Origin of the sequence: Aliiroseovarius sp. Z3, assembly GCF_029105185.1 — a bacterium.
Lineage (GTDB): Bacteria > Pseudomonadota > Alphaproteobacteria > Rhodobacterales > Rhodobacteraceae > Aliiroseovarius.
In genome coordinates, this window is record NZ_JAFMZK010000008.1 from 94,241 (window position 1) to 116,580 (window position 22,340).

General features: G+C 60.2%; 17 protein-coding genes. 3 read left to right on the forward strand and 14 right to left on the reverse strand.

The features are described 5' to 3' along the window. Positions 1–2: 2 nt before the first annotated feature. The 7 genes from J3R80_RS14185 to J3R80_RS14215 form a co-directional block, all read right to left on the reverse strand. Complete coding sequence (locus J3R80_RS14185; protein ID WP_275394446.1) at positions 3–2,309, reverse strand: sulfatase-like hydrolase/transferase; 2,307 nt, start codon at positions 2,307–2,309, stop codon at positions 3–5. Continuing rightward, on the reverse strand, positions 2,306–3,151 hold the full coding sequence (locus tag J3R80_RS14190; RefSeq protein WP_275394447.1) for a hypothetical protein: 846 nt from the start codon (positions 3,149–3,151) through the stop codon (positions 2,306–2,308). The genes J3R80_RS14185 and J3R80_RS14190 overlap by 4 nt, the downstream gene beginning before the upstream one ends. Then, positions 3,079–4,518 carry a hypothetical protein gene (locus tag J3R80_RS14195; RefSeq protein ID WP_275394448.1) on the reverse strand — a complete coding sequence of 480 codons (1,440 nt, stop codon included), beginning with the start codon at positions 4,516–4,518 and terminating at the stop codon, positions 3,079–3,081. The genes J3R80_RS14190 and J3R80_RS14195 overlap by 73 nt, the downstream gene beginning before the upstream one ends. Positions 4,519–4,613: 95 nt before the next feature. Next, on the reverse strand, positions 4,614–5,498 hold the full coding sequence (locus tag J3R80_RS14200; RefSeq protein WP_275394449.1) for a hypothetical protein: 885 nt from the start codon (positions 5,496–5,498) through the stop codon (positions 4,614–4,616). After that, on the reverse strand, positions 5,467–6,354 hold the full coding sequence (locus tag J3R80_RS14205; protein WP_275394450.1) for a hypothetical protein: 888 nt from the start codon (positions 6,352–6,354) through the stop codon (positions 5,467–5,469). Before J3R80_RS14205 ends, J3R80_RS14200 begins: the two co-directional genes overlap by 32 nt. A 32-nt stretch (positions 6,355–6,386) precedes the next feature. Further along, positions 6,387–7,115: a class I SAM-dependent methyltransferase gene (locus J3R80_RS14210; protein WP_275394451.1), complete on the reverse strand. Its 729-nt coding sequence runs from the start codon at positions 7,113–7,115 to the stop codon at positions 6,387–6,389. A 107-nt stretch (positions 7,116–7,222) separates the two neighbouring features. Next, positions 7,223–8,320 carry a glycosyl transferase family 90 gene (locus J3R80_RS14215; protein WP_275394452.1) on the reverse strand — a complete coding sequence of 366 codons (1,098 nt, stop codon included), beginning with the start codon at positions 8,318–8,320 and terminating at the stop codon, positions 7,223–7,225. Between the two features lie 168 nt (positions 8,321–8,488). Between J3R80_RS14215 and J3R80_RS14220 the strand changes: the two genes are divergently transcribed. After that, positions 8,489–9,496, forward strand: coding sequence for a glycosyltransferase family 2 protein (locus J3R80_RS14220; RefSeq protein ID WP_275394453.1), 1,008 nt, complete (start codon positions 8,489–8,491; stop codon positions 9,494–9,496). On the opposite strand, the gene J3R80_RS14225 is transcribed toward J3R80_RS14220, so the two are convergent. Beyond that, positions 9,487–11,235, reverse strand: coding sequence for a glycosyltransferase family 2 protein (locus J3R80_RS14225; protein ID WP_275394454.1), 1,749 nt, complete (start codon positions 11,233–11,235; stop codon positions 9,487–9,489). The two genes, J3R80_RS14220 and J3R80_RS14225, sit on opposite strands and share 10 nt — an antisense overlap. A gap of 58 nt (positions 11,236–11,293) precedes the next feature. Then, positions 11,294–12,100, reverse strand: coding sequence for a hypothetical protein (locus tag J3R80_RS14230; RefSeq protein WP_275394455.1), 807 nt, complete (start codon positions 12,098–12,100; stop codon positions 11,294–11,296). 301 nt (positions 12,101–12,401) lie between these two features. Here J3R80_RS14230 and J3R80_RS14235 point away from each other — a divergent pair, with 301 nt between their 5' ends. Together J3R80_RS14235 and J3R80_RS14240 are read left to right on the forward strand one after the other, a co-directional pair. After that, positions 12,402–14,144, forward strand: coding sequence for an autotransporter assembly complex family protein (locus J3R80_RS14235; RefSeq protein ID WP_275394456.1), 1,743 nt, complete (start codon positions 12,402–12,404; stop codon positions 14,142–14,144). Further along, complete coding sequence (locus J3R80_RS14240; protein ID WP_275394457.1) at positions 14,141–17,941, forward strand: translocation/assembly module TamB domain-containing protein; 3,801 nt, start codon at positions 14,141–14,143, stop codon at positions 17,939–17,941. The genes J3R80_RS14235 and J3R80_RS14240 overlap by 4 nt, the downstream gene beginning before the upstream one ends. Before the next feature lie 6 nt (positions 17,942–17,947). Here the strand turns inward: J3R80_RS14240 and J3R80_RS14245 are convergent, their stop codons facing one another. The 5 genes from J3R80_RS14245 to J3R80_RS14265 are packed head-to-tail and all read right to left on the reverse strand — an operon-like array spanning position 17,948 to position 22,337. Further along, positions 17,948–18,850, reverse strand: coding sequence for an FAD:protein FMN transferase (locus tag J3R80_RS14245; RefSeq protein ID WP_275394458.1), 903 nt, complete (start codon positions 18,848–18,850; stop codon positions 17,948–17,950). Continuing rightward, complete coding sequence (locus J3R80_RS14250) at positions 18,847–19,365, reverse strand: nitrous oxide reductase accessory protein NosL (protein ID WP_275394459.1); 519 nt, start codon at positions 19,363–19,365, stop codon at positions 18,847–18,849. The genes J3R80_RS14245 and J3R80_RS14250 overlap by 4 nt, the downstream gene beginning before the upstream one ends. Continuing rightward, positions 19,362–20,183, reverse strand: coding sequence for an ABC transporter permease subunit (locus tag J3R80_RS14255; RefSeq protein WP_275394460.1), 822 nt, complete (start codon positions 20,181–20,183; stop codon positions 19,362–19,364). The genes J3R80_RS14250 and J3R80_RS14255 overlap by 4 nt, the downstream gene beginning before the upstream one ends. Continuing rightward, entirely contained in the window at positions 20,180–21,076 is an 897-nt protein-coding gene (locus tag J3R80_RS14260; protein WP_275394461.1) for an ABC transporter ATP-binding protein, read from the reverse strand. The genes J3R80_RS14255 and J3R80_RS14260 overlap by 4 nt, the downstream gene beginning before the upstream one ends. Then, complete coding sequence (locus tag J3R80_RS14265; RefSeq protein ID WP_275394462.1) at positions 21,066–22,337, reverse strand: nitrous oxide reductase family maturation protein NosD; 1,272 nt, start codon at positions 22,335–22,337, stop codon at positions 21,066–21,068. Before J3R80_RS14265 ends, J3R80_RS14260 begins: the two co-directional genes overlap by 11 nt. Positions 22,338–22,340: the final 3 nt, after the last annotated feature.

Here is a 22,340-nt window from a genome sequence, read left to right on the forward strand (position 1 = left end):
GGTTAGTTTCTTGCAGTGGATTGGACGATCTGGGCGTCCAGCTTGGCTTTGGACACCTTGGCGTTGATCCTGATGAACGCCACGCCCAGTTGAATGGTCGCGGTTTCATCCGGGTTGATCAGGATTTCGGGTCGCTGCGGCCATGCGCTAAGATCAAGCGTATAATCGTCGTGCCAATCTGAGAATTCCGTCACGCCACCATAGGCGATCTGAAATACGGATTTGCCCGGTCCCGGCTCGATCCGGTTGTGCCCTGCGCCGACGAACATCCGGTCATCCCCACCGGCCGAGCGCACCGTATTGCGCCCCGGTCCCGTGTGAATTTCCGAACCACCCTCCCCGTCCGAGATATCGTCGTTGCCCGGACCGCCATAGATGGTGCTGTGCCCATCCCCGCCCTTGATCACGTCATGGCCGGATCCGCCATCCAGAATGTCACGTCCATTGCCGCCGATCAGCGTGTCGTTTCCTGCCCCGCCATAGAACTTGTGCACATCCTTGCGCCGCCCGGAGACCGCAATCAACGTGTCGTCGCCCCCGCCGCCGTGGAACTCCGCCCCGCCATATTTCGGGCCGATCATCACATCGTCGCCGCGGCTTCCGCGCACGTTCACCGTCACCCGTTCCGAGGTCTCGAAAGTGATCGGGGTGTCGGGATGGGCGACGATGTCCAACCGTTTGGATTCGGATGGGTTGTCCTCGTTTCGGGACACCACCGTCGCGATGCGGATATTTTCAACATAGGCCGGTGCGTGCAGAACATAATCGTCCGGTCCGCCCATATACCAAAGCGTATCCTCGCCCCCGTCCTGTTCCTCGCGGATGTTTTCGGCGTGTTTGCCATAGGCCCAATAGCTGTTGTCGGCATTGCCGCCCGCCATCACCACGCTGCCATCCAGCGACATCATCGCGTTGACACCGCGTTCGGGGTTTTCGAACCCGCGCAGATCAAGACCAAGCTCCAGCGCGTTGTCGACAAGCGCCTGCCTCAGCTCTTGCAGCGGGCCTGTCTTAGCAATGTTTGTGGTCTCGCCGGGGTCGTCGATCAGGTCATAGACATGCTCTTCCCCGTTCGGATAGCGGAAATAGCGATAGCGGCTCAGGTCGTCGGTCGCGGGGCGGATCGACAGGGTGCCGAAAACGCTGGTGACGGGCGATTTGCTGCGGTCATACTCTCCGAAATTCGTATCAATCAGCGGCAACAGGCTTTGCCCCGACACCCAATCCGGGCGATAAGGCAATCCCGCCAGATCAAGGATCGTCTTGGGCACATTGTGCAGCGACACCGGCATGTCCACGACCTGCGGGTCCAATCGCTTGCTCCAGATACCCAATGGCACATGGGCGGCGCTGTCCCACTGGCTCATCTTGTGGAAGCTGTCATGTGTGCCAAGGTTGAACCCGTTATCTGACAGCAGGATCACCGTGGTGTTGTCCGCCAGATCAGACGCTCGCAGCGCATCCATGAAGCGTCCGATCTCGTGATCCACATGTGAAATTGCAGCGAAATAGGCGCGCACCACCTCGCGCCACGCATGATCGCCTGCCTTCTCGGGCGTCCACGGCCCATTGGTGATATAGGCGGCTTCATAGACCGCCATCCCGTCCTGCGGGCCGAAGTAATCTTCGGGTGCCGCGGTTGTGGGCCACACGATATCCGCCGGGTCATAGGTCTGATAAAACCGGTCGGGGCATTGCAGTTTGTAATGCGGATGCTTGAAGCCAAGTTGAATCAGATGTCGGCGCGCGGGGTCGGCACGATCCAGATACTCGATCGCGTTTTGCGCAACGGTGTAGTCATAAAACTTACTGTCCTGCGACCCGTCATCGTCGGGGTGGTTCACGCCCGAAATGCCCGGCCCCTTGTCCAGATAATCCTTCACTTTGGACCGTTTGCCCGCGTCGCGCGCTTCGGGTTCTTCGTGGAACAGGATCCGCTTGTAGTCTTCCGGCATTGGCTTGTAATTGCTGTCCACCTTACCCGTTGTGAACGTGCGAAAGCCCGCGCGGCGCAGGTCGAACTGCCAGCCCGCTGTGGGTGGCAGCACGTCACGCCAGAACCGGTTCAGGTCGACAAGCCCGGTGCGGAAGGGCGACAGACCGGTCGCCAGTTCCGCCCGGCACGGCGCACACAATGGCACGGTGGCATAGGCATTGGCAAACCGCACCCCTTCGCCCATGAACCGGTCGATGTTCGGGGTTGAAATCGTCAATCCGAAGGCCGTGCGCCATGTGAAGATGTCGATCATGTCATCAATCCAGATGACACAGATATTGTCGTCCTTGATACTGGCGCGGTTGAAACTCATTCCGACGCTCCTTCGGTTTCGGCGTAGCGACAGACCGCATTCAACTGCGCGGCCTCGCCTTGTGTCAGAACAAAGCTGTCGGACCACAACAGCACATCCATGATCCTTGAGGTGCCCAGTGTCTTCAGAATGCCCTTGCGATGCGAGCGGCACCCGATGAACAGATCGCTTGAGCCTGAAAGGTCACGGTCCAACAGCGGGTTGTCCTCGGTGCTGGTAACAGGAGCAGCAAGCGCGTGGCCTTCGCTGGCAGCCGCGATGCTAAGGCGCCCGGCATCATATCCGACGACCACCCAAGCGGGCGTGGGTGGAGTTGGGATGGCAACGGCGACCGATCCTTTTTGATCCTGCCATGTCAGCTCGCCGTCCTTTTCGTTCAGGAAAAGATAGTTGTCGGCATCCGTCGGGTTGATTGTCACAAGTGTGCGTGCCTCGCCTAGCGGGCTGTCAAAACGGACGGCGCATGTGAACTGCCGGGTTTCCGACAAAGCTCCTTCGGCCACCAGCCCCGTGTTCTTTGCGGACGTGAAGGCGATGCCACCCTCGGGATGCCGCTTGGCACCTGCTTCATTGGGCTTGACCGGATAGGCGACGACGCCAAGCCCGTTTTCGGGGGTCCAGTCGTTGATCGTCTGCTCGGCGTGTTGCGACCGATACCACACAGCGCCGAATTGAAGCGGAGACTTCCGCGTTGGTGTGGTCTGGCTTGTGTCCAGCAACACGGCGCGCGGCACCTCGACATCCACGAAATATGCGTCCCCCTGCCCCATCAATGCACCGGAAGGGCTGCGGGCAAGGCCCAGCGATGCAGGATGCGCCCGGTGCGGCTGGTCGCGTGCCATTCATCGCGCAGCGCACCGCGATTGGCGGGCATGTGGTCCGGGGACGCTGGATGCCCCAGCGCATAGCACAGGGTCAGGTTGTTGCCCTCGGGTGCTTTGTCGAAACTGATCAACAGGTCATTCGGATCGCCCCGATCCACCATCACGCCGGTGATCTTTGCCCCGTTTTCGCACCCTTCAAGCCGGAAACCACCGTCAGGCCCGGCATTCAGCAAATCGTCGGGGTCCAGCACAAACGCGCCAAGCGCCTGCCCCCGGCAGCGGATCACCTTCGGATCGTCTTCGCGTTCGGCCAGCAGAAGGACGGGGCAAGACCAGTCCTGATCGCTGTTCACCGCCTCGATCGCGAAGGCGTCCATTTCGGCGATCTGCTGACGGGCTTCGGCGGTGGGGCGGCCGAACTCATCCTGCGCAAACATATAGCCGGGGGCCGAGAATACGTGATCATGCCCGGCCTTGTTCCATGCCAATTCCCACTGGGCCCGCAGGACCGGATGATCCGATACGCGGTGAGTGCCTGCATCGAAGGTCGAGACAAACAGAGGCTTGCGCAGGCCATTGTCGGCAAAGATGTCTGTGATCCGCGCCATGATGTCGTAGATCCCGTTGCGCCATACGGTGCCGTCTGTATCCAGGGCCTCCAGCGTGAAATCCAGCCCGACAGCCAGCACCTTGGGTGGCACCCCAAGGCTGGTGGCGGCGGCGTGCAGATTGGCAACGGTCTGGGCGAAGTTCTCAAGGGCGCGCCCGGTTGCAAACTCGGTGATCGACGCGGAATTATCCGTCTCGCTGCGGGCATAGATCACCGGCAAGGCGCGGAAATCGCTGTGGCGGCGCGCTATGATCTCGTCTGCAATCAGGCTGTCGCGGGATTGTTCGGTCAGGCGTTGCAGATCGGGGGTTGGGGTCACGGCTTCGGTCCCCGACGCGCCTGCGGGGCCAAGATCGTCGCCGGTGGTGATGACATGATAGGGATAGCGCAGCACCTCGTCCGAGGTGATCGCCCGCCGCGTGCCACCCACTGACAGGATGGCAAACAAGCCGCCTGAAGGATTGGCCAGAATGTCAGGTGCGCTGTCACCCAGCGGGTCAACCCGTCTGCGGAACTGGCAAATCCCCTGCTCGCCCGGCAAGTGGGCGGTGAACATATACCAGTCGCCCGCCCGGCGCGCGTCCCATGCATGAATGTCGCCCAGAACGGATGGGTCCACCGGTGCTGACCTGTCGGCCATGTCCAACCGGCGACCAATATCGGCGATCACCTCGTCCGACAGGCGCATTCGCAGGCCGGTTTCATCAAAGGCGATCACATCGCCGTTGCGAACCTTCAACAACACACCGCGCGATGGTTTGTCGGTATTACTCATGCAAAAGACATCCCTGTTTCGGCTGTGATTGTGTCGGGGTGGTCGTCACACCGCAAGCGCCTTTCGCACCGCAATTTGTCGCAACAGCGTAGGCGTCATTCATAGTAAGGCCGCCATTTCTTGATCAGCCGCCGAAATCCACGCGCCTTGGCCCAGTCCATAAACTGCGGGGCCATGGGATGTGCATGTTCATGCAGGCGTGTGCCGACCTTTCGCAGATATCGAAACCCGGTTTGCCGATGCTGCCGATACGCATTGCGCAGATCCTTGGCCGAGGCATCACCACGCAGCATATCGAACAAAACCTCGACAATTCCCATTTCAACCAAAGTCTGGATGCCTGCATGGCCAGCGCCGTGGATCAAACACCGGGTATGGCCCGAGGGTTTTGGAAACAACGCCTCTTGCCGTCGGTCCTGCCGGTGCAGGGGGTCCAAGAGCACAATGACCTCGCGCCCGGCATCCTTGCGATAGGCAGATAGATCGTGACGCCACGGCCCCATGGCAGCCCATTCCGCCTTGTATCGCCGTTCGAATGGCACGACCGCCGGATCAACCGAGAACTGGGGTGACACGGCCACCGCCCGCCGGGCGTTCAGGGGATCGGCGGCAAGGATTGCCCCATAGCCTCCCATGCTGAACCCATAGGTGGTCAACGCGATGTCGTCATCCAACACTTCGCGTAGACGCGACATTGCCTTGAAGAACCCGTCGTTCTGATACCAGTCAGGCGCGCTGTGATAGACACAGACATGCGCGATCCCGCGTTTGCGGAATGATCGCGACCCCCAACCGCCACTGTCGGGATCAAACGGGAAGTCGACCGGGGCGAAGGCCACCACCACATTGGCAGGGCGATGTTCCGGGTCGTTCAGATCCGGGCCGATATATTCCAGCCGCAGCGCGGGACAAGTATGGATGACGACCGGGTCCGGCCAGTCCGGCCCTTCAGTTTCCGCCATGGGCAGCATCCGGGTCAAAGCTGGACAGGCGGCGCACGCCGGTCGTTTTTTCAAGCATATCCTTGGCCATCCCACGGCACTTAACTTCGCGTAGAATGTCGAAGTTTCGGTAATGGATCATCTTTATGTCCATATCCGACGGCAGCGGTTCACCCCGCAAACTGCCGCCCAGTATATAATGCTGTTCTTCCGGCAGGATGTTCCAATCCAGCCCGGCCGCACGGATCGCCAACGGCAGGCTCATCTGATCCAGATAGGGCCGCTTTTTCACGATGTCGATCTGGTCAATCCGCTGCGCGAGCCGCATCCAGACCTGCGCGAAGCTTTCCCCGTCATCGGTCAGTGGACCTTCCGGGAACACGATCAGACCCGCGTTGAAATAAGGCATCAGCTTGCGCCGCCGTTGTCGCAACAACCAGATCCGATCCTCGGGCATTGGCATGTCACAGGCGGCGTAGATGTCGTTCCAGATGCTCTGCCCCGACCAGTACATCGACGTTGCCGCCGCAACCGAGACATGACCGGGGCGCACCATCGCATCGACCGAGTTTCTGCCAATGAACAGCATGTCGGAATCCATGAAGGCGGAATACGGCGTGTCGCGCGGTTCCAACGCGGCCAGCATCTTGTTGCCATGCGGATAGGGCGGATCAAACCGACCGTCCGTCTCAATCGGGCGGATATCGACGCCCAGGCTGTTCAGGATGCCCACAGCCTTCGGATCCATGTCGCCGATCGTGTCTGCCGGGCAATAGCCCACCAGATCAATCGGTTCGTCAAACTGACACCGGATCGACGCCGCCAGAAAACACGCCATATCCTGATATTTTGGCGGCTCGACCACGAAAAAGATCGTCAGTTTGGCATCACTCATACCGAAGCATTCCTTTTCTTTCCGTCAGAGCTTCAATTGGCCGGATCGCTGATCCCGCGCTTCTTGTCCCAGTTGCGATAGATCTGGTGAAACTCGTTCTTAACCAGACCCAGCTCCGGTTCGACGGGGCGGATCATGCGAAGCTGCGTTTCGTGCCGAATGGCCTTTTTCACCGATGTGATGCCCGTATCGTCATGGATCACGAACGCATCAGGCGTCAACACCGGGCGAATGCCGCAAAGTTCGCGGAAATGCGTCACCTTCGCCCCATCCAGGTGCACCGCATCAATGTGGCGCTTGGGGTTTTCAATCGCATAGCGCGGCGTTTCAACCAGGGAATGACCCTTGATGAATTTGACCCGGCCGGGAAAGTTGATCTCAAGCCACTTGCCAGCCACTTCGACATAGACTTCGACCGGGGCCCATTGTTTTTGCACGCGTTCGCAAAGATCGACACCCACGACTTTCAAATCCGGGTTGGCCATCAGCATCAAAAGCAGGCTGTGCCCGCCATTCACTCCGATTTCGAACACATGCGAGCTGTTTTGGGCGACAATGAACAGGTTGCGCCGTTTCACTTCCATCTCAGGATCCGGGTCGGCGTTCCAGAAATCTTCCTGAAAGCTGTGATAGAACACGTTGCCTTGCAGAACGGGCTGTTCACCTGCGGCAATCAGGCAGTCGCGCAATGTGTGGTTAAGATCGGTTAACTTGTCCTGCCAGTCCTTGCTGGCGATCAACGCGTCATAGGATTCAATCACGCTCTGCTCCTTTGATCATCATGCGGTTGGGTGCGTTTTGCGCACCATATGCCGCATCGGTCGTGATGCACAACGCGCGGCAGGGCGATCTTTTTTTGGTGGCGATGTCAGGTTGCAAGTTGCGCCCCCACCCGGTGGACGACCTGTCGCAAAACCTCATCGCGCATATCACCGTCTGCCAGCATTTTGCAGACCTCGCCTGCACGCGCTGTCATCTGTTGGCATTCATCCGGATGGGACTGGCACCAAGCCAAATTTTGCTCCAGATCACGCAGGTCCCGGCGGATCGGGACATAATGCTCCCATGGTTTGAAATGATGGGTGGCGAAAGTTTCGAATTCGCAATCCATCACCAACGCCACGCTGCCACTGTTCAATGTCCAGTAAAGGCTGGACGCCACATCATTGCCGGGCAGAACGAGGATATACCTGTATGTCTGGCACGCCTCGCGCGATATGCGAGGGCGTTCCAAATCACTCACAAAAGGCTGATCTTTCAGAATGATGCCGTCAGAGTTGGTATAGCCGATATCAAACCTCGGGTCGTTGATATATCGGCGCACAATCCGATATCGCGACATCGACATCAGGGCCGTTTCGGTTTCTTCCGCGCTCAGCTCGCCTTTCTTGTATTTGCGCAGCAAGGGCAGCAACCGGATCGATTTGCCGCGTGCATGCCGCCCAAGCCGACCGCGGTTGCCCGGACCGCCACGCCAAACGCACAGGTCGGACTTGTCGCCCCACGGCACGCGGGTTGGGTCAAGTTTACCCAGAAACGCGTCGCCCTCGAGATCGTGATAGTCTGGCAAAGGCCACAGGATCCGCCCCGTGCGTTTGACCACCGGGCGGTTAAAGCTGAACACGGGCGCCACCTCGCCTGTTGGCGAGATCAGGGACCGCGTGCGATGGTCGGCCATATCAACCAGAAACGAGTAATCCGGCGCATGCTCCAGTACGCCAAACAACGCGCCTGCGGTCTTTTCGCGATTCACCTTGGCCCCGGACTTTCGCAAAATATGTCCTTCCAGACGCCAGCCGTTGAAGTCGCCGGGTGCGCCTGCCTGATGATCCCAGTGCAGCGCCATGCCCGATGACGCTGACTTGGCATAGTCCACAGCATCCTGACTGCCTGACCGGCGGGCATCCGAAACCTCGCCCAGCTGATGCCGGACCGAGGTCTCTATGAATTCTGCCCGTGTGACCATGTTTCCTCTGCCCCAACCTGCGACGACGTTCTGTGACGTTTTGTGTCGTCAGACTATCGCGGCGGACCCGTTACAACAACTGCTAAGCCTGCCTCGGAACACATTGAATTTCCGGTGGTTTCGTGGCTAGGTTGGCCTTGCCAATTTCGACAACAGGGGCGACCAGACATGACCATCGGCCGCGAGAAGGTGCTTTTGCTCAGCGTCATGCGCAATGAGGGGCCGTACATCCTTGAATGGCTGGCGCATCACTTCTCACTCGGCATTGATGACCTTCTGATCTTCACCAACGGATGCACCGACAATACCGACAAGATCCTGGACCGGCTTGAAGCCTTGATGCCCCACCGCGTCAAGCACCAGCCAAACCCTAAGGTCATGTTTCCCGACCGGGGCAAATGGCACATCATGGCGCTGCGCTATGCCGGGCATTTTGGCCGCTGCAAGGCTGCGGACTGGCTTTATGTCACGGACGCGGACGAGTTTCTGAACCTGAGGGGCGATCTGGAAACGCTCGACCAGTTTTTTGACGCAACCGGCCCGGCAGATGCGGTGTCCTTTACGTCGGTTGCCTTCAACAGCAACGGTCACAGGACGGCCAGCACCGATCTTGTGACCCGTCGTTTCACCCAAACCTCATCGCAGTTTGAAGCGGCGGCGGCCCAGAATACGCCTGTCATAACCGCGGTGAAAACACTGTATCGCAATACCGTGCAAGGTCCGCGGCGGCCACATCGCCCCGTGACGAATGCGTTTTCGCAGACAGGACAAAAATGGATCAACGGGTCAGGCGTCGAAATGCTGCCCGAATTTACCGATGGTGCTGGCAAGGCGATCAACGCCTTGGGCAGCCGGGATCATGCGCAGGTCAACCATTACGCTATCAAATCCGCTGCCGAGTTCTTGCTGAAGGTCGACCGGGGGGACGCGGTGCATGCCGACCGTTTGGGCGCGTCCGAGCAATATTGGACCCATGGGAACCGCCCCGGCGACATTGACACATCCGGCGCAAAGCAAAGCGCGGACGCCAAGGCAATGCTGGATGACTTCCTTGCGGACACCCAACTGCGCGAGTTGCACGAAGAATCCTTCGCCCTGCGCGAAACTCGTCTGGCAGAAATCCTGAAAACGGAAGCCGGAGAAAACCTGGCCCGCGCCATCGGTTTCTATGACTGAGGTTTCTGTTCCAGCACCACGATCTCGGGAACCGATGCATCTTCGTTCGGATGCAGCACCCCGGCTTTGACTTTTTGCGATGCCTTGTGGAACGCGTGCGCTGCGCCGCCAATCAACACAACGCGCCTTACGCCTCCAAGGTCCAGCTTGCCCAGCACCCCGGCCCCAATATCGGCATAACTGACGCGCAACACGTCGGGGTTGTGTTTGGAAATCAATGTGTTGATCGAAGCGGCTGTTTTTTCTGGATCGTCAGGCCAGATCACCCGCGACGTGTCGAATGACAGCCGCGCGCCGAACTCCAGCCCGTTGTGGTCCAAGATGTTGCGCGCGATCACAAGACGCGAGGCATTGTCTTCCTGCGCGATCATCGTCGCGCGATCGAAAATCTTGCAGGTATAGATCGACAGGAACCCGACCCCCGCCCCAAGATCCAGAACAGTCTCACCATTTTCGACCATGCGCCCGGACAGCCGCGCCAGCTTGCGCTGGTATTTGCCACGCAGAACCATGTCGAGCTGGCTGGGAGAGAAAATGCGTATGTCTGCCGGCATCTCGATCTCGTGGTTGGCGATCCAATCCACGGCTGCTTCGGCGGACACGTCGATCTGGCCCACGACGAAGCCGTCCCCCCCTTCGTGGGTGTCAATGAATTCGGCCGACGGCTTGGTGCGCCGCTCTTCGATGGGCCGTTCCGCATTTTTCTTTTCAACCTTCGACATCAGGGCCGCGATCTCGGCGGGGTCGCGCGCCTTGGGCGGCTTGGCCGATACCTGCGTGATCGGCACTTTGGATGCCTCGACCAACGATTGTTTCAGCTCTTCATAGGCTTCGGTCTTGCGATAGTCATCCAGCCGCGCCTCGATCCGCTCCAGCGCGTCGAAATGCAGCTTGTTCAACACCGGGTCGGTCAGCAGTTCATCCATGATGGCTTGCCGCTTTTCCGAATAGCGCAGGATCTTGTCATCCCGCACTTCGTTGCGGTCCTGAAGCGACCAATAATCGGCGTTGTACTTGTCTTTCTTGTTGTTCACGTTGCCGCGGAACTTGCGCACCGCATAGCTGTCGACCGACTTCACCGCGTAATGGTTCATCTGCGCCCATTGGTAGCCCACCGTGCGCCGGATCGACCGCCAGCCGCGAAACTTGAAGTAATCCTCCATCGGCAGGCCGGACCCGTTCAACCATTTCACGGTATCGGGAAAATCGGTTTCCAGATGCTTGTTCTTGATCGCGGGGCGGTGAATGCCAAGTTTCCATTTGTCATGGTCGAACTTGAACAGGGTCTTGACCCCCCACCCCTTGTTCCATGTCGGCGGCGCGGCATAGAGGTATTGCTCCGTCACCGGTGCGCGGCTCCAGTCCACAATGTTGCCGGACCCGAAAATGCGCCACGTGATGACGATCCCGTTGGCATCCCCTGCCGCGTCCAGCATCTGATCCAGCGTGCCGTCGCCGTAATTGATGCACAGAAATTCGTCCGCATCGAACAACAGCACCCAATCGGCATTGCGCACGATCGGCTCGGCCTGTGCATAGTTGATGGCGGATGGCTGTGGCTTGACCCCTTCGGGAATATCGTTGCGACGATGATAGCCCAGCCCCAGCTCCTCTAACCGGATCAGCATGTCGTCAGTGCCGTCGGTGCAGTCGTTGGTATAGACAAGGATCTTGGTGAAGCCGACCGCAAGGTGGTGCGCATACCATTCCAGAAGGAACGGTGCTTCGTCCTTCATCATCGAGATGGCAAGCAATTCGCCATGCGGGCTTTTATGTGGCTTCAGTTTGATGCGTCACCTAGCGCAAAGCCTTGGTCGGATCCACGCCCACCTGTTCACACATCCGCGCGGCGTATGACCCCGGCAATGGCGCGTGTTTCTGCCACCACGGCTTGGTGCCGTTGGTATAGAGATGCACCGACAAGGTGTTTTCCGTGAAATGTCCTTCGACCCGACCATAGGGATCATAGAAAATGTCGTTCAGCTGGAACGGCACCGGATACAGGACGTCGCGGTCGCTGGCCTGATCATACTGCCCGGTCTGTTTTGCGAAATAGGTGAAGGCCTGCGGGCCGAACGCCGTCCGCTCGGCGTTGTAGATGCGCGCGGCATGGGACAGTTTCGGGTCTTGCCGGTCGTATTTCTTGCGCTGGTTCTTGTTCCACCACGCGGGATAGTCCGGCAGGTTGTCATAATAATCCAAAAGCTGGTCCATCAGCTCGCATTGCTGCGGCAACCCGACCACGCCACAGTTCAGCGCACCCGACATGCCGTGGCGACCAAAGATATATTCCTGATCTTCGGGGAACGGGCGATGGCAAAAGGCATCGCAGTCAATCCAGATGGCCCCGATCTTCTGGATCATCTTGTAGCGAAACACGTTGGACAGGAACGAGGCACTTGTTGCCTCGATCAGCGCGCGATCCAGTTCCATGATCTCGGAGGCCGGGCGCACCTCGATCCCATCCGGGACATTGTCGACCTTGTCGGCGCAGTAAAGGATGGTCCGATGTCCTGCCCGCACATGGGACAACAGGCACAACTGGTTGAGATAATGCAGTTTCTCACCAATCCAAAGGGATGCAACCGGTCGCCGTTCACTCATACTTCTGCCCTTTCCAACTGGTCCGCCATTGGTGGCGTGTTCCCCAGACTGTTAGCGTAGACGCCAAGCCCTTGTAAACAAGTCAAACGATGGATTGACCGGCTGGTATCATCGGCAAAGATTGCCCGACCGGTTTGATCCAGCAAATTCCCGCCGATGCCGCGAAACCGGTGGAGGCTTTCTGCGGTTCACGCTAGGCTGAAACCGAACGACAACGTGATTTGCACAAGATGGGAGTTGGGGGTTGCGGTCCACCTTTGATAAGGCTCTGTTATTCCTAGCTTTTACGATTGTCGGATCTTTGCAGCCCGCCTGGGCGCTGGACAATGTCAGCTTCACTGTAGCCGGTTCCGACAGCACGTTGGAAGATGAGCTGAAATCGGCCTCTCTGGTGCTTGCTGCCGAAGGTGACGCTGAAAAGGACACCCGCGATGTCTTTGCGGCGGCGCTGGCCGAATATGGTCAACTGGTGCAGGCGCTTTATGCCAACGGGTATTACGGCGGCGTGGTGCGGGTGCGCGTGGATGGGCGCGAGGCGGCCCGGATCCCACCTTTCGATGTGCCCAGCAATATCCGCCAGATCGACGTTTCGGTTGATCCCGGCAAGCAGTTCCGCTTTGGGACCGCCAAAGCCGCGCCGCTGGCCCCGGGCACCGACCTGCCGGACGCGTTTCGTGCGGGTGAAATCGCCAAAAGCGTCACCGTGCAACAAGCGGTGGACGCGGCGGTTCTGGGGTGGCGGGAAGCCGGGCATGCCAAGGTCGATCTGGCCAGCCAGACCATCACCGCCAATCATGCCAATGCGCAATTGTCGGCTTCCCTGAGGTTTGCACCCGGACCAAAAGTGCGCTTCGGCAAGTTGCGCCAAACAACCGAAAGCGCCGTGCGCGCCGACCGGGTCGCGCGCATCGCCGGTTTTCCAGAGGGCAAGGTGTTTTCCCCCGATGATCTTGAAACGGTCGCGAAACGTTTGCGCCGCACCGGTGCGTTTTCGTCGGTCACGCTGACCGAAGCGGAAACACTGGGGCCGGACAACACGTTGGATATCGGGCTTGCCCTGGTCGATGAGGAACCGCGCCGCTTCGGCTTCGGGGCCGAGCTTGGGTCGCTTGAGGGTTTGCAACTGACCGCCTTCTGGTTGCACCGCAACATGTTTGGCGGGGCTGAACGGTTCCGCGTGGATGGTGAGGTTTCGGGCATTGGCAGCCAGCATGGCGGCATCGACTACCACCTGGACGCACGGCTGGATCAACCCGCCACGTTCGGACCCGACACAAACGCCTTCGTGTTCGGCAGCCTCGCTTATGAGGACGAGCCGGGCTATATCGCGCGCAGCGCCGCTCTGGGCGGTGGGATCAAACGTATATTCTCGGACACGCTTGAGGGTGAACTGGGCGCGGCGCTGATGTATTCGGAAACCACCGACGTGTTGGGCGATCGCAGGTTTTTCCTGTTTGCCCTGCCAGCCTCGCTGACCTGGGACCGGCGCAACGACAAGCTGGATGCCACACGCGGCACCTATCTGAAAGCCGAAGCGATCCCGTTCATCTCGGTTGATACGGGCGGCACGGGCGCGTGGCTGTATGGCGACGGGCGGGCCTATCGCGGTTTCGGGGCCGAGGATCGGTTTGTCGTCGCCGGGCGGGTGCAGGTCGGATCGGTCATTGCCGGGGACAGCCGTGATATTCCCCCGGACTACCTGTTTTATTCGGGCGGTGGTGGCACCGTGCGCGGCCAGCCGTATCAGTCGCTGGGTCTTGATGCGGGCGGCGGCGTGATCACCGGCGGTCAATCCTTCGTCAGTCTGTCGGCCGAGTTGCGCGCCCAGATCACCGACAAGATCGGTGTGGTCGGCTTTGTGGATGCGGGGCATGTGGCCGGGGGCAGCCTGTTTGACGGTGCAGGCGATTGGCACACGGGCGGTGGCATCGGTGTTCGTTACAAGACCCCTATCGGTCCTTTGCGATTGGACGTGGCGGGGCCTATATCCGGCGACACGGGCGATGGGGTGCAGATTTATATCGGCATCGGGCAAGCGTTTTGAGCCATATTTTCCGAATAATCGTCACCTTGGCGGCCTTGTGCTGGTCATGTTTCGCCCTGGCCCAGACCGCGTCGGAGGCGCAGGATGACCGCGGCTATCTTCAGGCGTTGCTGGAAGACAACTTGTCCGACGTGGGCCGTGACATCCGCATCATCGGTTTTCAGGGTGCGCTCAGTTCGCGGGCCACGGTAGACCAGATCACCATTGCCGATGAGGAAGGGATTTGGCTAACGCTGAATGACCTTGTTCTGTCCTGGACCCGCTCCAGCCTGCTGCGTGGCGCGATCAATATTGACCAGATACAGGCGAAAGAGATCATTCTTGCGCGCAAACCAATTCCGATCGGGGGTCCTGCCGCGCCCGAAGCGTCGGGGTTTTCGCTGCCCGAGCTTCCGGTCTCGGTCGAGATCGGTGTGATCAAGGCTGACCGCGTCGAAATTGCGCAACCCGTGATCGGCGAGGCCACAGTGGTTCGTTTGGAAGGGTCTGCCAACCTGTCTGGCGGCGAAGGAGCGGCGAAGCTGAGCATCGTCCGCACGGACGGGCCAAGCGGCGCATTGCAATTCGAAGGAAGCTACAGCAACACCACAGAAATGCTGGACCTGACCTTGGCGATTGAGGAAGGCGAAGACGGCATCGCGGCGAACCTTCTTGATCTGCCGGGACGCCCGTCCATCGGCCTGACGGTTGCTGGCGCCGGTCCGCTGTCGAACTTCATTGCCGAAATTGATCTGTCCACTGACGGCGCGCAGCGTCTGACCGGTCAGGTCGAGGTCATGGACGAGTTGGACGACGACGCCTCGACCCCCGACAACCCGGTAAAGCTGAAACGGTTTGCCGCGCGGTTGTCCGGCGATATCGCGCCGGTGTTTTTGCCCGACTATCGCGATTTTTTCGGCGACAATGTTGCACTGACGGCAACGGGGCGACGATTTGCCGATGGTGCGCTGGACCTTGAAACGCTTGAGCTTACGACCAAGGCGCTGACGCTTCAGGGTGATCTGGCGGTGTCAGAAGGCGGTTGGCCTGAACGCTTCCGGCTGCAAGGCAAGATCGCCCACGACGACGGATCGCCGGTCGTGTTGCCCGTTGGGGGAACCAAAACGCAGGTCCAGACGGCAGACATTGCCATCGGTTATGACGCCGCAAACGGAGAGGCATGGCAGGCGGATTTCGCGCTGGATGGCATGAACCGCGACGATCTGGCGCTTGAGACGGCAACGATCACCGCCGCGGGCACGCTGGTGCGGGGCGAAGGCGTTGCGGTGGGTCGTCTGGATGGCGATATCATGCTGGACGTGCTGGGCATCGCGCCGACATCCGACGACCTTGCGCGCGCCATTGGTCCCGCACTGGCGGGGACATTGTCATTTGACTGGCGCGAAGATGCGCCCTTGCAGGTCACGGATATTGACTTGGCCGGAACCGATTACGGGCTGACCGGCAGCCTGTCCGCCGATGATCTGGAAAACGGCATCACGGTGACAACCAACAAGGATTTCGTTCTGACGGCCCGTGACCTGTCGCAGTTTGCCGGGCTTGCGGGCACACCGCTGACCGGGGCGGCCTCGGTGGCGGTAAAGGGCACGGCGAACCTGCTGGGCGGATCCTTTGATCTGGCCATAACGGGCGACGGCACCGATCTTGGCATTGGACAACCTCGGCTTGATCCGCTGATCGCCGGGGCCAGCCGTCTGGATGTGAAAGCTGTGCGCGACGAAACCGGCACGCGGTTAGAGCGGCTGAACATCACCACCGACCAAACCGTTGCCGCTGTGACGGCTGATCTGAAAACGGACGCTTCAACCGTTCAATTTGATGTGCGGATCAAAGACGCGGCGGTTGTCGACCTCGGCCTGTCCGGCCCTGCAACGGCCAAGGGTTCGGCCACCCAGACCGGGGACATCTGGGCCGTGCTGGCTGACGTGACAGCACCGGGTGGTGTGGCGGCATCGGTCGATGGAACGGTTAACGTGACCAAGGATGGCCCGGGTCTGGTCAGGGGCACACTGACAGCCAAGGCTGCGTCACTCGCTCCCTATGCGCGACTGGCGGGCCGCCCGATCTCGGGCGCGATCTCGGCGACGACGACAGGCAGTTACGACCTTGCGACCAACCGTTTTGAGGGCGAAGTGGATGGGTCTGCTACCAATCTGGGGCTGGGCCTTGACGTGGTTGATGGCCTGACCCGAGGGGCCAGCACCTTCATGGCCCGCGCCCATGGCACCAGCGGCGAGGTTGTGTTCATTGACGCCCTGTCGATCGATACGCCCGAAGTGACCGCGCAGGCGACGGGGCAAGAGGTTGATGGACGCAACACCCTGACATTTCAGGTCAATCTGCGCGATGTCGGTGTGGTGGCAAGCGGGATATCCGGGCCCGGTTCGGCCAACGGCACCGCGACGCTTGTCGATGATAGCTGGCAGCTTTCCGCCTCGGCGACCGGGCCGGGGGGCGCAACCGGCAGGGTGGATGGCGCGGTGCGTTCAGACGCCAGCACCGCCAATCTGACAATCAACGGCACCGCACCGTTGGAGTTGGCGAACCGATTTATTCAACCCCGCCTGCTGACGGGTCAGGCTGCGTATGACCTGACGTTGAACGGCCCATTGAAACTGTCCTCGTTGTCTGGTCGGGTCCAGACCACAGGTGCCCGGCTGACATTGCCAACCTTCAAACAGGCGCTCGATATCACGGCTGCCAACGCCGTCTTGTCAGACGGCCGCGCGCGCGTGGACATCACAACATCCGTCGTCAACGGAGGGCAGGTCATAACCCGCGGCAATGTCGGGTTAAGCTCGCCCTATCAGGCCGATCTTGATGTTGACGTCGATCAGGTGACGCTGACCGATGGAAATCTGTTCGACACCACCGTGGACGGTTCGGCAACCCTGCGCGGGCCGCTGGTTGGTGGGGCCACATTGCGCGCGGACATGACGCTGGGACGTACCGAAATCCGCATCTCGGATGTACCTGCCAGCACAGTGCCGATCATCGCGGAACTGGATCACATCAACGAAGCTGCCGCATCGCGCCAAACGCGGGCCTTTGCCGGCCTGATCGTCGAAACGGATCCTGCCGCCGCCGGCGGCACCGCCCGCCCCTATCCTGTCGACATCACGCTGCGCGCGCCCAGCCAGATTTTCGTGCGGGGGCGTGGGTTGGACGCCGAATTGGGCGGACAGCTGCGCCTGACCGGCACCAGCGCAGATGTGCGCCCTGTTGGCCAGTTCGATCTGATCCGTGGACGGCTGGACATTCTTGGCAAGCGCCTGACCCTGACCGAGGGTCGCGTCAGCCTGCGCGGCGCATTCGACCCCTATCTAAGGTTCGCAGCCGTTTCTCAATCCGACGACATCACGGTCAGTATCAACGTGATCGGCCCGGTCTCGGCCCCCGAAGTTACGTTCACCTCAAGCCCGGCACTGCCCGAGGACGAGGTGCTGGCGCGGCTTCTGTTCGGACGCAGCATCGCCGACATTTCCGCTTTGCAGGCCCTACAGCTTGCCGCGGCGGTCAGAACGCTGGCTGGCAAGGGCGGTGACGGGATCATCGGCAACCTGCGCAAGAACTTCGGGCTGGATGATCTTGACCTGACGACCAACGAAGACGGAGAAGCCTCGTTGAGCGTGGGCAAATACATCTCTGAGAATATCTATACCAATGTGAACATCGGGGCCGATGGCAATACCGAGGTGAACCTGAACCTCACCATCAGCCCGTCTGTGACAGCACGTGGCACGGTGGGGTCCGACGGCGAAAGCACCATCGGGATTTACTACGAACGGGACTACTGACCAGCGTCAAACGCCGGTCGCAATTTCGATCCTGGCATCCGGGAAGGCGGCGACGATCTTCGCGCCCGTGGCGTCATCGACCAGACACAGCGTGGTCGACAACCCGTCCGCAATCATCGCGGTGGGCGCCGATACGGACACAAGGGCTTGCACCGGCGCATCGCCGGTTGGGGACAGGATATGCCCCTGCGTGCCGCCAATTTCCATCGCAGTGGGCACCGAGGTCGCAATCGCGCGATCCGTTGCGGTCAGGCGATGCACCAATGTGCCATCGGTTTTCGCCACCCCGATCGACCACGGCCCATTCGGCCCTTGCCCCAGCGCCGCGATCTCGCCCATATCGACCAGAACATCATGCAAGCCCTGACCGCGCAAAAGTGCTGCGATGCGATCGGTTACGGCCCCTTGGGCAATTCCGTTCAGGGTCAGCGCACCACCTTTCGGCAAGCTGATCTGATGGGCGTCGAACGTCACGTTCGACCAGCCCACAACCGCTTTTGCCGCCGCGATGGCATCGTCGCCCGCCTCGTTCGCGATTGCCAACCACAGCGGTTGGACAGTCGGATCAAACTGCCCGTCACTGGCGGCGTGCAGGCTGGCACAGGCGCTAAGCACATGCAAAAGCTCTGCCGATGGATCGCCAAGCGAGCCAAAACGGTTCAGGCGCGACAGTTCAGAATTCTCACGATACAGGCTGAAAATATCTTCAAGCCGGTTCAACTCGGCTTCGATCTTGGCGAAAATCGCGTCTGCATCCGACTGGGCCACACCCACAAGCTGCATCGAGACCGGTCCGCCCAATGCATACCCGGTCCAGTGGGCAACAGGGGCAGCGGCCATGACCCCGGTCGGAACAGCCATTGCGACAGCCGAGATGGCCAGGAAACGTCGGCGGTTCAGGATGCTCATGAAGGTGTCTCCAACGTCTTGTTCAGATCAACGGCACCAAGGGCGGCGTCGTCAGGAATGGTGTCCAGCACATGTGTTTCACCGCCATATTGTGCAATGAAAACAGCGGCGCTTTCGTCGTTTGCAAACGGCACGATCTCGGGTGCGCCCATGCCGCCAGCCACGCCCGCGCCCACAACATATATCGCATCTTCGGCTGCAATCCAGTTGCCTTTGCCGGGATCGGCCCAACTTTGCGCAACGCCCATGTCACTGACATAGATCGCGGTAATATCCGCCTCGCGTTCCGGGCTTTTCAGATAGGCGACCAGATCGCGCACCTGTGCAAAGAACAAGGGCGCAGGGTGACCATCCAGATGGATTTGCCCCTTGGGGCCGCCATGCTCGGCAACGTTCATCTGGCAGAAATAGCTCAGCGCTTGTTCGGATATGTCCGTAGGAGGCGGCGGGGCTTTTGCCTCTTCCTCATTGCAGGCAATCAGCGCCAGAAGGCTTAGAACGATCAGGCGTTTCATGGTTCAACCCTTTTGAAAGCGGCGCGTGCCAGAGCGAAAGCCAGAAGCGGCCACAGGATAAGAGACATTGGCGCGGCCCATGCGGGCAATGCCTGTGCGGCGCCGACCATGCCCGATGCCATCGCCACCCCATCCGAAGCCGAGATGTTCCAGACCCGGAACGCATCTGCCGGGTTTGCGACCATCAGCCACGGAAAGACCGAGCGGGTGAATTCTCCGCTGCCATCCATCACCACCGCGCCCAACAGGCCCAAGTCATAGAGCACAACAAAGACCAGCCACAGACCCGCCGACAGACCGGCGGCGCCGGTTGCGCTGCGTGACAGGGCCGACACCAGATAGCCAAGCGCCAGAAAGACTGCGCCCAGCAGGATCGATGTGCCAATGAGACGCGCCAATGCCAACAGGCTTTCCGCCCCTGCCCCGCCAAACCATGCGGCAATGGCACCGGCGGCACCAAACCCGACCGTCATGGCAAAGGCCAGCGCGGCCAGATGGGCGGCGAACTTGCCCAGCAGGATTTCACCCCGTCCGGCGGGATAGGACAAAAGCAGCGACAGGCTGCCGCGCTCGGCCTCGCCCGCGATGGCGTCGAAGCTGATCATCAGGGCCAGAAGCGGGGCCAGATAGACCGACAAGGTGGTCATCGAGGTGACAGATACCGTCAGCATATCAACCCCCACCGACCCGGTCGGCGCGCTGCCCGCGAAGGTCAGCGCCAGCGCGAACAAAAGCATGATGATGGTCGCCATCAACAGCCAACGGTTGCGACGCAGGATCAGCATTTCAGTCGAAGCGATGGACAGGAAACGGGTCATTGCGCACCCTCCTTAGCGTAATGGCGATAGAGGTCTTCAAGGCGTGGGGGCGTCATTTCGATGTCGGTTATCACATCCCCCATGGCGGCGACGCGGCGCAGCGCCTCCATCTTGCGATCCGGGGCACACAGAATTTCGACGGCCACGCCGTTGATGCGCGTGCCGCCCGTTGCTTCGGCAACCTGATCGGCATGATCACCGCTGGCGCGAATGCGCAGCTTGGTTGGCAACCCGGCTTGTGCTGACAGGTTTTGCAGGGTGTCATCCGCCACCTTCACCCCCTTGCGCAGAATGGCGATGCGGTCTGTCTGGGCCTCGACCTCGGTTAAGGCATGGCTGGCGATCAGGACGGCGGTGCCGTTTGCCGCCAGCTCGTCAATGATTGCGTAAAGGTCCTGCCGCGAAATCGGATCAAGCCCGCTGGTCGGTTCATCCAGCAGAGCCACTTTCGGGCTGCCCAGAAGCACCTGCGCCAGCCCCAAACGCTGCCGCATTCCTTTGGAATAAGCACCGATCCGGCGGTCCATCGCGTCGCCCAGCCCCACACGGTCCAGCAATCCCGTCACGTCGGCCTTCTGACCGTCCAGCCGCGCAAACAGCCGCAATTGCTCGCGCCCGGTCAAAGCGGGATGAAAGCTGACCGCTTCGGGCAAATAAGCGGTCGTGCGACGGGCAACCGCACTTCCGGGTTTCGCGTCACCGACGCGAATTTGGCCATCCGTGAGTGGTGTAAGGCCAAGAATGGTTTTGATCAGGGTCGATTTGCCCGCCCCGTTATGACCCAGAAGCGCGACCCGTTCGCCGGGCGCGACCCGCAGCGATACGTCATCCAGAACAGTTGTCTTGCCGCGATCCTTGCGGGCATGTTCGATGGTCAGGGCGTTATCCATCATAAGGCACCTTTGCGCTCGCGGCCGGTTTCACGGCCTGCATAAGAGGGTTCGAGTCGATCACGCCACCGGGCAGAAGCGCCGGGAACGCGGATTGCGACCAGCGCACAAGCTGCACGGCCGGCGACCCAAGAAGAAGTTTCGCGGCGGGCTGGGTCCACAGCACGTGGTCCATGCTGTCATTGGGGCGATAGGGGCTGTCGGCAATCCCATCGCCATCCACGTCAAAGGCAGCAAAATCGCTCCAGTAATTGCCGCGCCCATCCTCGGACCATTCGACCCATTTGGTTGAAACGTATTTTACCTGCGTCCGGTTGCCGACGAAGCTGTTCCCAACAATGCGGTTGCGTTCCGATCCGGCGGTGAAGTGAATGCCGATATCGCAGCCTTCGAACCAGTTGTCGGTGAAGGTGTTCTTGTTGGCATTATACAGGAATGTGCAGCGGTCAGACGCGTTCTTCACGTAATTGCCGACAAACTCGCTTTCATTGGCGTAGTTCAGCATGACACCGTGATCACGGTCATTGATCGACACGTTGTTCAGCACCTTCACATGGGTCGTGAACATGATCGCGTAGCCAAGGTGATTGTTGATCGAGACGTTGTCCGACACCTCGCTGCGGTCTGCATACATGTAATGCACCGCAAAGCGCAGATCGCGAAACAGGTTGCCCTTGAACAGGTTCTTTTTCGACGTGTTGACGAAGATGCCGTCGCGCCCGAAGCGCACGTCGTTATTCAGCACCTTTGCGCCGGCAGCGTTCCAGACGTAAACGCCGTTGCCACGCGCGTTCATGTGGCGATCCTGACGGCCTTCGATAACATTGCGCTGCACGATGCTGTCGCGCGCACCGTGAATGTCCACGCCGTACAGATTGCCCAGAATTCTATTGTCCTCGACAATCGCGCGCCGTGCGGTCTTGGTCAGCTGCACGCCACTGTCGATGGTTTCGTGGCTGCTGCCGGACCCGATCAGCTCCAGCCCGCGCACCACGATATCAAGCCCCGTCACCGTCACGACCGACCCTGTGCCACCCGCGTCGATCACGGCCTTGCCGCGCCCGTCCAACGTGATGGTCTTGTCCAGCACCACGGGCCCAGCATGACGCCCCGGTGCCAGGATCAGCACATCGCCGGGTTGGGCCCCGGCGATGGCATTTGCAAGCGCGCCTTCTTCCGCGGGCACGATCCGTTCGGCGGCCAACGCCAAGGACGCGGCAAGAACCGTAAAAAGAACCGTCAGAAGAAGGCGCGCGATCTGCATGGT

What these genes read in the sequence shown, in the direction of transcription:
- J3R80_RS14185 (WP_275394446.1), bottom strand. Translation starts at nt 2,309, where the DNA reads ATGAGTTTCAACCGCGCCAGTATCAAGGACGACAATATCTGTGTCATC.
- J3R80_RS14190 (WP_275394447.1), bottom strand. Translation starts at nt 3,151, where the DNA reads ATGGCACGCGACCAGCCGCACCGGGCGCATCCTGCATCGCTGGGCCTT.
- J3R80_RS14195 (WP_275394448.1), bottom strand. Translation starts at nt 4,518, where the DNA reads ATGAGTAATACCGACAAACCATCGCGCGGTGTGTTGTTGAAGGTTCGC.
- J3R80_RS14205 (WP_275394450.1), bottom strand. Translation starts at nt 6,354, where the DNA reads ATGAGTGATGCCAAACTGACGATCTTTTTCGTGGTCGAGCCGCCAAAA.
- J3R80_RS14215 (WP_275394452.1), bottom strand. Translation starts at nt 8,320, where the DNA reads ATGGTCACACGGGCAGAATTCATAGAGACCTCGGTCCGGCATCAGCTG.
- J3R80_RS14220 (WP_275394453.1), top strand. Translation starts at nt 8,489, where the DNA reads ATGACCATCGGCCGCGAGAAGGTGCTTTTGCTCAGCGTCATGCGCAAT.
- J3R80_RS14225 (WP_275394454.1), bottom strand. Translation starts at nt 11,235, where the DNA reads ATGATGAAGGACGAAGCACCGTTCCTTCTGGAATGGTATGCGCACCAC.
- J3R80_RS14230 (WP_275394455.1), bottom strand. Translation starts at nt 12,100, where the DNA reads ATGAGTGAACGGCGACCGGTTGCATCCCTTTGGATTGGTGAGAAACTG.
- J3R80_RS14245 (WP_275394458.1), bottom strand. Translation starts at nt 18,850, where the DNA reads ATGAGCATCCTGAACCGCCGACGTTTCCTGGCCATCTCGGCTGTCGCA.
- J3R80_RS14250 (WP_275394459.1), bottom strand. Translation starts at nt 19,365, where the DNA reads ATGAAACGCCTGATCGTTCTAAGCCTTCTGGCGCTGATTGCCTGCAAT.
- J3R80_RS14255 (WP_275394460.1), bottom strand. Translation starts at nt 20,183, where the DNA reads ATGACCCGTTTCCTGTCCATCGCTTCGACTGAAATGCTGATCCTGCGT.
- J3R80_RS14260 (WP_275394461.1), bottom strand. Translation starts at nt 21,076, where the DNA reads ATGATGGATAACGCCCTGACCATCGAACATGCCCGCAAGGATCGCGGC.
- J3R80_RS14265 (WP_275394462.1), bottom strand. Translation starts at nt 22,337, where the DNA reads ATGCAGATCGCGCGCCTTCTTCTGACGGTTCTTTTTACGGTTCTTGCC.